Here is an 11,962-nt window from a genome sequence, read left to right on the forward strand (position 1 = left end):
GGGGGCGGCCCGCCCCCCCCCCCCCCACGACCTACCGGCTAGAAGTCGTAGTCGGCGATGTTCTCAGGTGTGAACATGAGGGGCTTGTCGTAAAGCACCTCGCCATCCTTGCCAACGAGGTACGTACCGGCGTCGCCGGCGTCAATTTCCTGGCCTTCTTCAGCGGTGATTTCGCCCGTTGCGAGCTGGTACGCGGCGACTGTTGCGACGTAGCCGAGTTCGGCCGGATCCCACAGGGCGAAAGCCTTGCTCGCGCCGGATTCGATGAAGTCGCGAACAGAGCTCGGCAGGGCGAACCCGGTTGCGAACACCTGACCGGTCTTTCCGGCGTTGATGATCGCCTGCTGTGCCGCCGGGGCAGAAACAGCGGACGAGGAGATGATCACCTTGAGATCAGGGTTGGCCTGAATCAGGTTGAGTGCGATCTCCTGGCTTTTCGTGACGTCGTCGCCCGCGAACTGAACGGTGTCGATGTAGCTCAGGGAGGAGTAGCGCTCGTCGCTGTCGATGAGCTCCTTCATGATCTTCACGTGTGCCGTGTGGTTCGGAGCGGTCGGCGAAGCCGAGATAAACGCAACCTGACCGCCGTCAGGCGAGTTCAGCAGGGCGGCATCCAGCATCGTCTCCGCGGCCAGTTCGTAGCTGAGCTGGTTGATGAACAGGTCGCGGGCATCGACTGCAGCGTCGGCGTCGTACGTGACAACTTTGATGCCTGCCTCGCGAGCCTTCTTGAGGGACGGTGCGACGGCGTCACCATCGATGGCGCTGACAACCAGGGCGTCCGGATTCTGAGGGATTGCGTTGGTGAGGGTCGCGATCTGCTCGGTGGCTTCGGCCTTGTCCGATCCGATGTATTCGAAGTCGATTTCGAGGTCTTCGGCCGCCTGCTCGCCGCCGACTCGCGCTACCTCGAAGTAGGCAAGACCGGTGAATTTGGGAGCCATGAAGATTTTTGCGGATTCAGAATTGGCTGCGCCGCCGGTGTTAGACGTTGGTGCTGTGCTCGAGCAGGCCGCCAGGGCCAGTCCGGCAACGACGGCGAGCGCTGCTGCACCGATTCGGCGACTGCCTTGTCGAGTGAGGGTGAACATTGTCGACCTTTCTTGGTGATGTGTGCTGTTGTTCGTGCGTACCGGCTGGCGCTACGGGATTGGAACCGTTGCGGAAGCCGGAGGGAGAGTACCCACTTCGGGTTGAGGAGGGTTCTTGTCGCCGCTTCCGGTCGTTGAGCCGGAAGGAACGGTCTTCTTTCCGCCGAACCTGCGGCGGAGGATCTGGATGGCGCTCGGGATACCGATGCTGCCCACCAGGAGCGCACCGATCACGAGTGTCTGGCTGGTTCCGGGAACGTTCGCGAGCTTCATCCCGGTCTGGATGGTGCCGAGCAGGGCGATGGCCAGAAGGACGCCGCCCGCGCGGCCGCTGCCACCCTTGATCGACACGCCACCGAGGACAACAGCGGTGAGGACGAAGAGAATGCTTCCGTCTGCGTTGTCTCCACGGGCTGACTGGTACTGGCTCACCCAGACGAGGCCGGCAAGCCCGGACATCACCCCGGCGAGGGTGTAGGCCAGCACGCGGGTTCGTGGTACCGGGACCCCAGCCATCCTGGACGCGGATGAACTGTTGCCGATGGCATAGCTGTATCGGCCGAAGGCGGTGCGGGACATGAGAAGCCAGAACGCCGCTGCCACGATCAGTACGAGAAGGACGGCAAGGGGGATGACACCGACCCAGGTCGACCCCAGAGCCAGGTACTCAGGGGTGATGCCCGTCACACCGGCGTCACCCGCAAAGATGTAAGCGATACCGCGGTACGCGCCCATCGTGCCGAGAGTGACGGCCAATGAGGGCAGACCGGCGTAGGCCACAAGCAGACCATTGACGGCACCAAGTACAGCACAAACCCCCAGAACGACCGGCAACGCGACGACGAGCGGAAAGCCCGCGACCGAAAGCTGGCCGAACAGGACGCTTCCCACGGCAAGTGTCGACGTCAGAGAGATGTCGATTTCTCCCTGGACGATGATGGGGAAGAGGCCGAACGCCATGAGGCTGAAGATGACGAAGAACTGGGCGGAGCTCAGCAGATTAATCGGGTCGAGGAAATAGGGAGAAAGGGTGCTGGACCAGAAGCCTGCGACCACTATCAACAGGACGAGCACGAGTTCCCAGCTGAAACGACGAGTGAATGATCTCATTCGACGACCTCCATGATTCGACGGCGGGTGGTTGCACTGTGGACACGGCGCTGAACAACGGCGTCGACAGCGACGGCGGCCACGATCGCAGCGCCCTGGATGAGTAGTCGGTAGAATTCCTGCACCTGCAGCAGCACGAGTCCGTTGTTGATCGTTGCGAGAACGATTGCGCCGATGGCAGCGCCGTACACGCTTCCTGAGCCGCCCCAGATGCTGACCCCGCCGATCACGACCGCAGCGAGGACCTGCATTTCGAAGCCTGAAGCGAGCAGAGAGTTGATGTTTCCGACCTGGGCGCCCAGCAGCAGGCCAGCGAGGGCGGCGATGATTCCCGCACCGACGTAAGCACCGATGACGATTCGAGAACTGTTGAGCCCGAAGAAGCGAGCGGCCTTGGGATTTGAACCGTAGGCGTAGATCTTGCGACCCGAGGGCAGCGTCCGAAGAGCAACCCCGACGACGACGACGATGGCGACTGCGACCCAGACGTATGCCGGCAGGCCGAACCAGTTAGCGGTCGCGAGTGAACGAGTCCACGGCGGAAGCTGACCGGAGGTGACTTCGGTTGCGTCGGCGTAGAAGGAGACGAATCCGCGGTAGATCGAAAGCGTACCGAGCGTCGCGACGATCGAGGGGATCTGGAGCACCGCGACGAGGAAACCGTTGATGGCGCCGAGGCCCGCGCCCAGGATGACCGCGAGGAGCACCACCCAGGGTTGCAGGCCGGCGTTCTGTCCAGCCAGGTCGTAGATGACGTACGCGGAGAGACCCATGATCGACCCCACGGAGAGGTCGAGGTTTCCTGTCAGCACCACGAGGGCTTGGCCGACCGCCGCCACGGCGAGGATGGCCGCGGTGAAGAGAATGCTGCGACCGTTGTCCCAGCTGAGGAACCGGGGCGTCAACGACGAGAACGCAATCACTAGGATAAGAAGGAAGACGATGACGCCGATGAAGCGAACCTTGAGGGCCGCGGCTCCGCCTGTCAGGCCGAGGCGCTCGACCAGCGTCTTGCTGGGCTGGTCGGTGAGTGTGGTGGTCATTCCGTGGCCTCCTTGAGGTGCGCTGCGCCCGTGGCGGCTTCGAGAATTCGTTCCTGGCTGGCATCCTCGATATCGATGTTCGCGGTCAGGCGTCCGCGGGCGATGACGAGCACGCGGTCGCTGACCGCGAGAACCTCCTGCATGTCGGACGAGATCATGAGAATGGCCATCCGATGTTTACGAGCGAGGTCGCGCATGATGTCGTGCACCTGCGCCTTCGTGCCCACGTCGATGCCGTGGGTGGGCTCGTCGAGCAGGAGCACCTTCGGATTGGTGGCGAGCCAGCGGGCGATGGCGACCTTCTGGCGGTTGCCGCCCGAGAGTGAGCTGACCAGATCGGAGACGTTGCCCTTGATGCTCAGCGCGATTCGCTGTTCACCCGCCAGTTCCCGCTCTCGTTTCGACTTCATGAATCCGAATGAGCTGAGCTTTTTGATGCTCGGCAGTGCGACGTTGTCGGTGATGCTCATGGTCGAGATCACACCTTCGGCATCGCGATCTTCGGGCAGATAGACGACGCCGCGCTCGCTCATGTATCGAGGGTTCTTCGGTGGAACTTCTTTGCCGTCGATGACGACCGATCCGCTCGCTGACGGGCTGAGACCGAAGATCGCCTGCGCGATCTCGGAACGGCCGGAGCCGACCAGTCCGGCCATGCCGACGATTTCACCCTCGTGAACGTCAAAGTTGATGTCTTCGAAGACTCCCGGAAGGCTGAGGCCGTGGACTGTCAAACGGGAATCGCCGAGAGGCTCGACGCGGGGGACGGCCTCAAGGACAACGGAGCGTCCCACCATGAGGCGAATCATGGTCGCATCGTCAAGCTCGCTTCGCGGCGACGTTTGGACATGACCTCCGTCGCGCAACACGGTGATGGTGTCGGCAAGCATCCGGATTTCCTCCATGCGGTGTGAGATCCAGACGACGGTCGTGCCTTCCTGCTTGAGGCGAGCGACGACGCTGTAGAGCTTCTCTGCCTCACCGGGCGTGAGGGCGCTTGTCGGTTCATCGAGGATCAGCAGGCGCAGATCCGAAGACAAGGCCCGGGCGATCTCGACGAACTGAGATTCGGCAACGGTGAGGCCGGCAACGAGCCTGTCAACGTCAAGGTCAAAGCCGAGCTTCGACAGCAGGCCGCGCGCCTCGCGACGCATGGATTGGGAGTCAACCGTCGGTCCTTTGCGCGGGTACTGCCCGGTGAAGATGTTCTCCGCGATCGACAAGTGCGGAAAGAGGTTTGGGTCCTGGTAAACGGCGGCCACTCCCGCAGCTCTCGCCTCAAGCGGATTTTTGAAGCTAACAGGCGCGCCGTCGAGTGTCAGTGTTCCGGTGTCAGCCATCGCCAAACCGGTGATGATGCTGACCAGGGTGGACTTACCGGCCCCATTTTCGCCGACGAGAGCGTGGATCTCGCCGGGCTGAAGCTCGAACGAAACATCGCGTAGGGCACGGACTGCCTCAAAGCTTTTGGAGACACCGTCGATGCGCAGCCGCGGGGGCGTTAGTGCGGGGGATGCCTGAGCACTCATGGCAATCGAACCTCTCTGACGAGGTTCCCCGTCTGCTGCAAATGGGGGCCGTCCCCGTCGACGTCCAGAACGCTATCAAGCTTTTCGCCAATCGTCAAACAAATGATCAGACGGTGAACATATGTTCACTCAACTCGACAGCGAAGGAAAGCGACGGGCCCCTCGCTTGGTTCTGATTCAGGCTTTCGGCACGTCCAGGAGCAACCGCCCGACGTCTTCCGTGGTGATGAGGACATCGAGATAGCCACCCGCGAGGGCGCCCCGGATTGCCTCGACTTTGTCCGAGCCGCCTGCGACGGCCACCACATTCTTCATGCTGCGGAGTTCGCGGAGTGCGATGCCCACACGGACCTTCTGAAGGTCAACGGCGAGCACCCTGCCGTGTGGGTCGAACCACTCGCCGAGGATGTCGCCAACCGCCCCGGCAACCTGGTAATCGTGCAGTTGTTGGTCTGTGACGACACCGTTTCGCAGGATGGTTGCGTTAGCGATGGCTCCGCCGATGCCGATGAGTGCGGCATCGGCCGAGCGCGCCATGTCAAGGACCGTTGTGACCGCCTTCTCCTGCCGAAGAGCCTGGGCAATCCGTGGACTCGAAGCCAGAAGGGGAGCAGGGACGAAGCGGATGAAATCCGACAGGCCATTGTTTTCTGTGCCGGATACTCTTGTCGTGTAAGCGTCGATTCCGCCGGTCAGCGTCGGAAAAGTGACACCGTTGAGGCTTTGCCTCCGCAGTGCCAGGAGCGTGCGCAGGACCGTGTCCCCCCACCCCACGCCGATCATGGCGCCCTCCTTAAGAAACCGTCGCATGTACTGCGCGGCCGCTTGCGCGATCGCCGAGTTGATTTCTTCACCGGAGGTGGTCGTTTCAAGTTGCGGCACCATGACGACTTCCTGAAGGCCGTAGCGTTCACAGAGCTCCGCGCTCATCTCGATGCCGCCGACGCCCGCCGTATTGACGTCGATGGTGACTATGCCAGTCTGGCGCGCCTTGTCAAGCATCCGTGCAATCGTCGGGCGTGAGACGTGCAGGCGATCAGCGATCTGCGCCTGGGTCAGTTCATCACGGTAGTAATACCAAGCGACGCGAACGAGCAACTCGTGATCGGCGTCCTCGCCGGAACGACGACGGGGGTTCTCGTTGGTCACCGAGTCGCTCCTAGAATCGAGGGAAGAGGGTCAATTCTACGCTGCGGCTTCGAGCCGAGCATCTGATCAGTATATGAACATATGCTTGCGTATACTGGGTTGGACTTTCTACCAAGGAGACACCGGTGTCACTGACGATCCTGGCCATCGGCGATAGCTACCTTCCCGTCGAGGCAATGCGCGCGCCGCTCGCGGCGCTCCAGCGAAGCCACGCCATCCGTTATGCAACGGTCGACCCGGATGATCGGCCGCCCCTGGCTGGCCTTCACGAGTATCAGGGCAGTCCGGCCGCCATCGGCGGGTGGCTGGACGAAGAGGACGTTCTGCTCGTGCATGCAGCGCCTGTGACGGCGGAACTGCTCGACGCGCATCCCAGCGTGAAGCTCGTTGCATGCGCACGCGGCGGTGCCGTCAACATCGATCTGAGGGCCGCTTCCGAACGAGGAGTCGCGGTCATCAACACGCCAGGCAAGAATGCGGTGTCCGTTGCCGATCTCACCATGACCTTCGTCAACATTCTGTTCCGTGGAATCTGGGCGGCCAACACCTGGCTGCGTTCCGAGGCTGCTTCGGGCGTGACGCACCTGGACTCGACGTTCGTCGGTGGTCGATGGATTGCGCGAGAACCGCGCGGAAGCGTGATGGGGCTCATCGGTATCGGCGCGATTGGCAGGCTTGTCGCCGAGCAGGCGCACGCGGCCGGGATGGAAGTCATCGCCCATGACCCCTATGTCGTCAACGCGCCCGAGGGAGTCGAACTCGTCTGCCTTGAGGAGCTCTTGCGCCGAAGCGATGCCGTATCGCTTCATGCGAAAGTGACGAAGGACAATTATCACCTGGTCGGGGAGCGGGAGATCCAGCAAATGAAACCCGGCGCGTTCCTCGTGAACACGGCTCGAGAGAGTTTGCTCGATGAAGCGGCGCTGCATGAGGCCCTGGTGTCAGGCCGGCTCAGGGGTGCAGCACTCGATGTGTGCGAGCCTGATGGCTTGTGGTCGAAACTTGTCGTGATGCCGCAGGTCGTACTCAGCCCTCATCTCGGCGGCGCCACCGTGCAAACGCAGGAGCGCGGTCTGGCGATGCTCGTGGCGGACATTGAGCGATTTGCGCGCGGGGAGTCCCTTCGCCATCAGGTGGCTTAGTTCCCAGCGCGCCACTCGTTGACGTGCGCGCGCATCGACGGGCGGTTCATGAGCAAGATCACCCGTGACTGGGATAGCGTCGCTGGCCCGGCTCCGTTCGGCAGGCGGGGCGGCCGCCAAAGGAGGAACACTCGGGCCAGCGACGGCTTGTGGATGATCAGGCGTACTCGGCCAGATCGCTGTAGTCGTAAGAGAACGCGTTGAACGACAGCTCTTGCACGGGGCGGGGTTCCGACACATTCAGGCCGAGCGAGCGGTCTCGCAACATGTGAACCACGTCGTCGTCGAACAACTCGCCGAAACGGCTGCCCTCCGATTCCGATACGAGCTGGCTGGTGGGCCCGAGCAGGAAGTTCGCTCGCCCTACCGTGCCATCCGCTCTCCGGATCGGGATGTCCACCGAGGCCGACGAATTGTGCGCCGTGAGGAAGCGCGCGTAGTCGATGAGTGCACGGGCGATCAGGTCGCCGGTCACAAATGAACTGCCCGCGTAATGGATGCGTTCCATGGCAGTACCCCTTCGGTTCGAACTCTCGCGTCGCGAGGGCCGTCCCGGGGTCTGGGGGACACATGTTGCGGCTCAAATTGAGCCGCTCGATCAAACTACACCCGTGAACGAAGCGGCAACAGGGGGTCAATCGGCGATTGTCAGCGAACGCGAAACCAGTTGCTCTGCGACGCGCGACAGCAGCAAACCGTGGCTGCGGGAGTACCGCCGCATCAGGTTGAACGCCTCATCCATCGTCACGTGTCGAGTCTGCGACACCACGCCCTTCGCCTGCTCGATCACGATGCGCGAGTTCAGCGCACGCTGGAGCTGTTCACGTAAGGCATCGCTCTCGTGCAGGGAGCGCGCGTGCAGGATGCCGATTGTCGCGACATCCGCGAGCGCCTGTGCTGCCCGCACATCGCGTTCATTCAGCTCACCGGTATCGGCTCGGAGCAGGTTGAGAGCGCCGATCGTCGTCTCGCGCAGGCGCATCGGCAGCGCGAATATCGATGCGAAACCCTGCCGAGCGGCGCTCTCGCGGAACTGTCTCCACCTGTCCGGGCTCTGGCTGATGTCGGGTACCGACACCGTCCCAGCCGTGATGTAACACTCGACGCACGGCCCGGCTTGGGCGCTCAGCTGCATGACCTCAACCAGGCGCGAGGCTTCACTCGTCGACGCGACAACGTCAAGGTCGCCGTTGAAGTCCGCGAGGACGATGCCGGCGGCCGTCACGTCGAGCAGGTCCCGGCAATTGTCCACCAGCGTCTGCAACAGATCCACTGCGTCATAGTCGTCCACCAGGGTGTCGGCAAGGGTGGCGAAGGCATCCACGAGCTGTCCTTCCCGTGTGAGTTCAGTCATGAGACGCCTCGATTCCGGTGTGAATCAGCGAGAAGTTGACTCGCCTGTCGACGATGTCTTCTGCGATTTCCTGCATGGAGCGGCCCGAAGGCGTCCCAGCACGGGCCCTCACCGAGGTCGAATTGCAACTCGTCGAGACGCGCAGCGATCTCGTCGGTCGCAGCGACCGTCTCGTTTCCCAGGAACGCACCCAGCGTTGAGATGGCAACGCCGGTCGCCGGCAGCGCGTCACTGAGAGGACCGAGTCCTTTGTCGGCGGTGGTCGGCCCGGTCAAAGCATCCACGGCAGCGGCGAATGCATCGGCCATGGGAACCTCCCTCGCACCTCACCGTGGACAACGTCGCCCCTCGGCTCAAGCTTAACTCTCGGTTCGGTGGCAAGCACTTCTTTTCTCAGGCCCACCTTCGTGGAACCGCAGCGACGATGTCGACCGTGCCTGGGCATCCGTTTGTTCGTTGATCGGTGCGGTCGCCGCCGGATCACGTAGCGCTGAATCCCGATTGCACAAGGGCGCGATTTCCTTGCGGACGGACTGTAGTGTTGCCGAATCACACGCAGCCAGGCCAGCTTGTGCGAAGCATGCCGCTGCCCGTGATGTGGCGGGGTGCCGCTATGAGGAGCGAGGGAAGCTGTGATGTCACACCAGACCGAAGATCGTAATTCAGACCAGCCCGGCGCCGGCGCGACGCTGCCGCCAGACTCGACCATTCCCGATTCTGACACCGGCGTTGCCGCAGGTTACACCGGCGAACCGTCGACGTTCGAACCCGAAGAGGATGTGCCCGCCGAGGGTTCGGGCGATGACTCTGAGAACGACGCGGGTGCAACCGGATCGCGCGAAGCGCAGGGGTTGGAAGGCGACGACCTCTCCGTATTCCGAAGCCACTGGGATGAGTTCCCTGACCACACCGACTGAGGAGTTCCATGCGCATCGTCATCGTCGGGGCGACCGGCAACCTGGGAACGGCACTTTTGCGCCGGTTGCACAAGGAACCGACGGTCAGCGACGTCGTCGGTATCAGCCGCAGGTTGCCGGATCGCATGGCCGCGCCGTATCGCGGAGTGTCCTGGCATGCGGTCGACATCGGGTCACCCTCTGCGCCGCGGCAACTCGCGAGGATCTTCTCCGGGGCGGATGTCGTCGTTCACTTGGGCTGGGCGCTGCAGCCCAACCACGACGAAGTGGCCCTCTGGCGTACCAACGTGATCGGAACGAAAAACGTTCTGGCGGCGGTCGCCGCAGCCCGGGTGCCCCAGCTCTCCTATGCGTCATCGGTGGCTGCGTACAGTCCCGGCCCGAAGACGATGCGCGTCGACGAGCGTTGGCCGACCGGCGGCATCCCGTCGTCGCACTACAGCAGGCACAAGGCCATCAACGAGCGGGCACTCGACCGGTTCGAGGAGGACTACCCGTCCATCGTCGTCAGCCGGCTGAGGCCCGGGTTCGTGTTCCAGCGGCGGGCCGGCAGGGAGATCGCCGGGCTGTTCGCCGGGCACCTGGTGCCGCTTGGCTGGCTGCGCTTCGTCCGGCCGCCGTTCGTGCCGATGCCGCGGCAGTTCGTCGCGCAGGTCGTGCACTCGGATGACGTGGCGGATGCCTTCTGGCGCGCGATCGACCGCAGCGCCGCCGGTGCGTTCAATATCGCTGCCGAACCGGTCGTCGACCCGACGGTTGTGGCATCCGTTCTCGGATCCCGGTGGTTGCCGGTGCGTCTGCGAGTTCTGCGCGCCGTGGTCGACGTGACCTGGAAGTTGCGGCTGCAGGCGGCGGATCCCGGGTGGATCGACGCCGGCGCAATGGCACCGGTGATGTCCACGGCACGGGCGCGGGATGAGCTGGGCTGGTCTCCTCGGGTGGCGTCGACGGTCGCGCTCGGCGAGATCGTGCGGGGGATGGCTGAGCACGCCAACGTGGAGGCGTCGCCGCAGTTGCGGGGGTAGTGCATCCTTCGCTCGGACGCTATCCGCTCGCTCGAGGCCACATCACGCCGCGCACCTGCGCAGGAGATCGCACGATGTGCAGGATGCTTTCGCGAATTCGGTCCTGCGAAACGTGCGATCTCCTGCGAATCGTGCGTGACGGTATCCGCTCGCGCGGTTTGAGCGACCCCTGTTCGCCAGCCGGTCAGCGACGGCCGGGCGGGGCGCTACTCGGCGTCGACGAGCTCGTAGCCGGCTTCGTCGACGGCGGCGCTGACGGCATCCGGGTCGAGAATTGTGGCGCTGGTGACCGTGACGCGCGATACTCCACCGTTGTTCAGCAGCACGTCGACGGACTCGACGCCCTGGATCGTCTCGAGTTCGTTCATCACCGAGGCGATGCAGTGGCCGCAGGTCATCCCGGTGATGCCGAGCACCGACGTGACGGGACCCACCGAAACGGATGCCGCCGGCGCACCGGTCACGGAGTCCGCACGTCGGCGGGGTGCTGGCGCTGCCTGGCTGCACGCGCATCCGCCGGCGCCACCACAGCAGCCACCGGCGCTTGGGGCGTCGAGGCGGGTGCGCTTCTCGGTCAGGCCGAGGTCGTGAAGGGGTCCTGTCGTCATGTGCATTCTCCTTGGGTCAGGGTCAGGGTCAGGGTTCAGGTGTCGCGGGGCGCTTCGTCGGGCTGCGCACTCAGTCGGCGGAGAGGGGCGCGTCGACCAGTGCGTAGCCGGCCTCTTCGATGGCGGCAGCGACGTGCGCCTTGTCGAGCGGCGACTCGCTCAGGACCACCACCGTGGAGACACCCTCTGGGTCGAGCTTCACGTCGACGCCGTTGACGCCGTAGATCTCCGCAAGTTCCTCGGTCACGCTCTTCACACAGTGAGCGCAGGTCATGCCCGAGACCGACAATTGGGTCACGATGGAGGTGGCCCCGGCTGACGCGCTGTGCCCGGCACCCGCGCCATGGCCTCCGCACGCGCACCCGCCGCTGTGGCCGCAACCGCAGCTGCCACCGGCATTCACATCGGTGAGCCCGAGATCGTTGACCGGGCGCGCCGTGAGCCCGAGGTCCTGGTGAGCAGACATGAAATCTCCTTGTGCTGTGAGTAGTCGACGTCAGGAACGCACGAGTCGCGCGATGGCGGCGGACGCTTCGCGGAGCTTCTCGTCCGCAACGGGACCGCCCTCACGGGTGGCTTCGGCGACGCAGTGGCTGAGGTGATCTTCCAGCAGCTGGAGGGCGACGGTTTCAAGCGCCTTCGTCACGGCGGACACCTGGGTCAGGATGTCGATGCAGTACGTGTCGTCCTCGACCATGCGCTGGATGCCACGGACCTGCCCTTCGGCGCGGCGCAGCCGCTTGGTCAGGTCGGCTTTGTTGTCGACGTAGCCGTGCATGGGTCCTCCTTGATGCGGTCGATCCAATATACCCGCCGGGGGTATTAATGTACACCATTGCGTTATACCCCCGGGGGGTATACTCTGAGCGCATGAATGCACATGGTGAAAAGCCTCGTCGGGATGAGCAGTCGGAAGCGGCACACGACGAGATGGCGCACTCGGAGCACGGCGGCCACGCCGGGCATGAAGGTCATGAGGGGCACGAGGGGCACG

Annotated in this window: 14 protein-coding genes; 3 read left to right on the forward strand and 11 right to left on the reverse strand. The window is 63.6% G+C overall.

Annotation, left to right across the window (positions count from 1 at the left end):
• Nucleotides 1-38: 38 nt before the first annotated feature.
• From ACLQ62_RS10590 to ACLQ62_RS10610, 5 genes are all read right to left on the reverse strand, one after another.
• Nucleotides 39-944, reverse strand: coding sequence for an autoinducer 2 ABC transporter substrate-binding protein (locus ACLQ62_RS10590; protein WP_411721601.1), 906 nt, complete (start codon nucleotides 942-944; stop codon nucleotides 39-41).
• 198 nt (nucleotides 945-1,142) lie between these two features.
• Entirely contained in the window at nucleotides 1,143-2,201 is a 1,059-nt protein-coding gene (locus ACLQ62_RS10595) for an ABC transporter permease (protein WP_411721602.1), read from the reverse strand.
• Nucleotides 2,198-3,244: an ABC transporter permease gene (locus ACLQ62_RS10600; protein WP_411721603.1), complete on the reverse strand. Its 1,047-nt coding sequence runs from the start codon at nucleotides 3,242-3,244 to the stop codon at nucleotides 2,198-2,200. The genes ACLQ62_RS10595 and ACLQ62_RS10600 overlap by 4 nt, the downstream gene beginning before the upstream one ends.
• Nucleotides 3,241-4,773 (reverse strand): sugar ABC transporter ATP-binding protein, encoded by a 1,533-nt coding sequence (locus tag ACLQ62_RS10605; RefSeq protein WP_411721604.1) that lies wholly within the window; start codon nucleotides 4,771-4,773, stop codon nucleotides 3,241-3,243. Before ACLQ62_RS10605 ends, ACLQ62_RS10600 begins: the two co-directional genes overlap by 4 nt.
• A 177-nt stretch (nucleotides 4,774-4,950) precedes the next feature.
• Entirely contained in the window at nucleotides 4,951-5,922 is a 972-nt protein-coding gene (locus ACLQ62_RS10610; RefSeq protein WP_411721605.1) for a sugar-binding transcriptional regulator, read from the reverse strand.
• 125 nt (nucleotides 5,923-6,047) lie between these two features.
• Between ACLQ62_RS10610 and ACLQ62_RS10615 the strand changes: the two genes are divergently transcribed.
• On the forward strand, nucleotides 6,048-7,064 hold the full coding sequence (locus ACLQ62_RS10615; RefSeq protein ID WP_411721606.1) for an NAD(P)-dependent oxidoreductase: 1,017 nt from the start codon (nucleotides 6,048-6,050) through the stop codon (nucleotides 7,062-7,064).
• Nucleotides 7,065-7,221: 157 nt separating this feature from the next.
• Here ACLQ62_RS10615 and ACLQ62_RS10620 read toward each other — a convergent pair whose 3' ends face one another.
• From ACLQ62_RS10620 to ACLQ62_RS10630, 3 genes are all read right to left on the reverse strand, one after another.
• The gene (locus tag ACLQ62_RS10620; RefSeq protein ID WP_411721607.1) at nucleotides 7,222-7,572 is read right to left on the reverse strand and encodes a hypothetical protein; all 351 of its coding nucleotides are present in this window, start codon (nucleotides 7,570-7,572) and stop codon (nucleotides 7,222-7,224) included.
• A gap of 126 nt (nucleotides 7,573-7,698) precedes the next feature.
• Entirely contained in the window at nucleotides 7,699-8,418 is a 720-nt protein-coding gene (locus ACLQ62_RS10625) for a GAF and ANTAR domain-containing protein (RefSeq protein WP_411721608.1), read from the reverse strand.
• A complete protein-coding gene (locus ACLQ62_RS10630) occupies nucleotides 8,415-8,726 on the reverse strand; it encodes a hypothetical protein (protein ID WP_411721609.1) in 312 nt (103 codons plus the stop codon). Before ACLQ62_RS10630 ends, ACLQ62_RS10625 begins: the two co-directional genes overlap by 4 nt.
• 327 nt (nucleotides 8,727-9,053) lie before the next feature.
• Here ACLQ62_RS10630 and ACLQ62_RS10635 point away from each other — a divergent pair, with 327 nt between their 5' ends.
• Together ACLQ62_RS10635 and ACLQ62_RS10640 are read left to right on the forward strand one after the other, a co-directional pair.
• On the forward strand, nucleotides 9,054-9,335 hold the full coding sequence (locus ACLQ62_RS10635; protein WP_411721610.1) for a hypothetical protein: 282 nt from the start codon (nucleotides 9,054-9,056) through the stop codon (nucleotides 9,333-9,335).
• Nucleotides 9,336-9,343: 8 nt separating this feature from the next.
• Complete coding sequence (locus ACLQ62_RS10640; RefSeq protein ID WP_411721611.1) at nucleotides 9,344-10,360, forward strand: NAD-dependent epimerase/dehydratase family protein; 1,017 nt, start codon at nucleotides 9,344-9,346, stop codon at nucleotides 10,358-10,360.
• A 206-nt stretch (nucleotides 10,361-10,566) separates the two neighbouring features.
• Here the strand turns inward: ACLQ62_RS10640 and ACLQ62_RS10645 are convergent, their stop codons facing one another.
• The 3 genes from ACLQ62_RS10645 to ACLQ62_RS10655 form a co-directional block, all read right to left on the reverse strand.
• Nucleotides 10,567-10,968, reverse strand: coding sequence for a heavy-metal-associated domain-containing protein (locus tag ACLQ62_RS10645; protein ID WP_411721612.1), 402 nt, complete (start codon nucleotides 10,966-10,968; stop codon nucleotides 10,567-10,569).
• A gap of 70 nt (nucleotides 10,969-11,038) precedes the next feature.
• Nucleotides 11,039-11,434: a heavy-metal-associated domain-containing protein gene (locus ACLQ62_RS10650; RefSeq protein WP_411721613.1), complete on the reverse strand. Its 396-nt coding sequence runs from the start codon at nucleotides 11,432-11,434 to the stop codon at nucleotides 11,039-11,041.
• 30 nt (nucleotides 11,435-11,464) lie between these two features.
• Complete coding sequence (locus ACLQ62_RS10655) at nucleotides 11,465-11,746, reverse strand: metal-sensitive transcriptional regulator (RefSeq protein WP_297361869.1); 282 nt, start codon at nucleotides 11,744-11,746, stop codon at nucleotides 11,465-11,467.
• Nucleotides 11,747-11,962: the final 216 nt, after the last annotated feature.

The organism is Mycetocola sp. (assembly GCF_046716805.1).
In the GTDB taxonomy this organism is placed as follows: Bacteria; Actinomycetota; Actinomycetes; order Actinomycetales; family Microbacteriaceae; genus Mycetocola_A.

Excerpts from the sequence above, each read along its gene's own strand:
- ACLQ62_RS10590 (WP_411721601.1), bottom strand. The coding sequence starts at position 944 with ATGGCTCCCAAATTCACCGGTCTTGCCTACTTCGAGGTAGCGCGAGTC.
- ACLQ62_RS10595 (WP_411721602.1), bottom strand. The coding sequence starts at position 2,201 with ATGAGATCATTCACTCGTCGTTTCAGCTGGGAACTCGTGCTCGTCCTG.
- ACLQ62_RS10600 (WP_411721603.1), bottom strand. The coding sequence starts at position 3,244 with ATGACCACCACACTCACCGACCAGCCCAGCAAGACGCTGGTCGAGCGC.
- ACLQ62_RS10605 (WP_411721604.1), bottom strand. The coding sequence starts at position 4,773 with ATGAGTGCTCAGGCATCCCCCGCACTAACGCCCCCGCGGCTGCGCATC.
- ACLQ62_RS10620 (WP_411721607.1), bottom strand. The coding sequence starts at position 7,572 with ATGGAACGCATCCATTACGCGGGCAGTTCATTTGTGACCGGCGACCTG.
- ACLQ62_RS10625 (WP_411721608.1), bottom strand. The coding sequence starts at position 8,418 with ATGACTGAACTCACACGGGAAGGACAGCTCGTGGATGCCTTCGCCACC.
- ACLQ62_RS10630 (WP_411721609.1), bottom strand. The coding sequence starts at position 8,726 with ATGGCCGATGCATTCGCCGCTGCCGTGGATGCTTTGACCGGGCCGACC.
- ACLQ62_RS10635 (WP_411721610.1), top strand. The coding sequence starts at position 9,054 with ATGTCACACCAGACCGAAGATCGTAATTCAGACCAGCCCGGCGCCGGC.
- ACLQ62_RS10640 (WP_411721611.1), top strand. The coding sequence starts at position 9,344 with ATGCGCATCGTCATCGTCGGGGCGACCGGCAACCTGGGAACGGCACTT.
- ACLQ62_RS10645 (WP_411721612.1), bottom strand. The coding sequence starts at position 10,968 with ATGACGACAGGACCCCTTCACGACCTCGGCCTGACCGAGAAGCGCACC.
- ACLQ62_RS10650 (WP_411721613.1), bottom strand. The coding sequence starts at position 11,434 with ATGTCTGCTCACCAGGACCTCGGGCTCACGGCGCGCCCGGTCAACGAT.
- ACLQ62_RS10655 (WP_297361869.1), bottom strand. The coding sequence starts at position 11,746 with ATGCACGGCTACGTCGACAACAAAGCCGACCTGACCAAGCGGCTGCGC.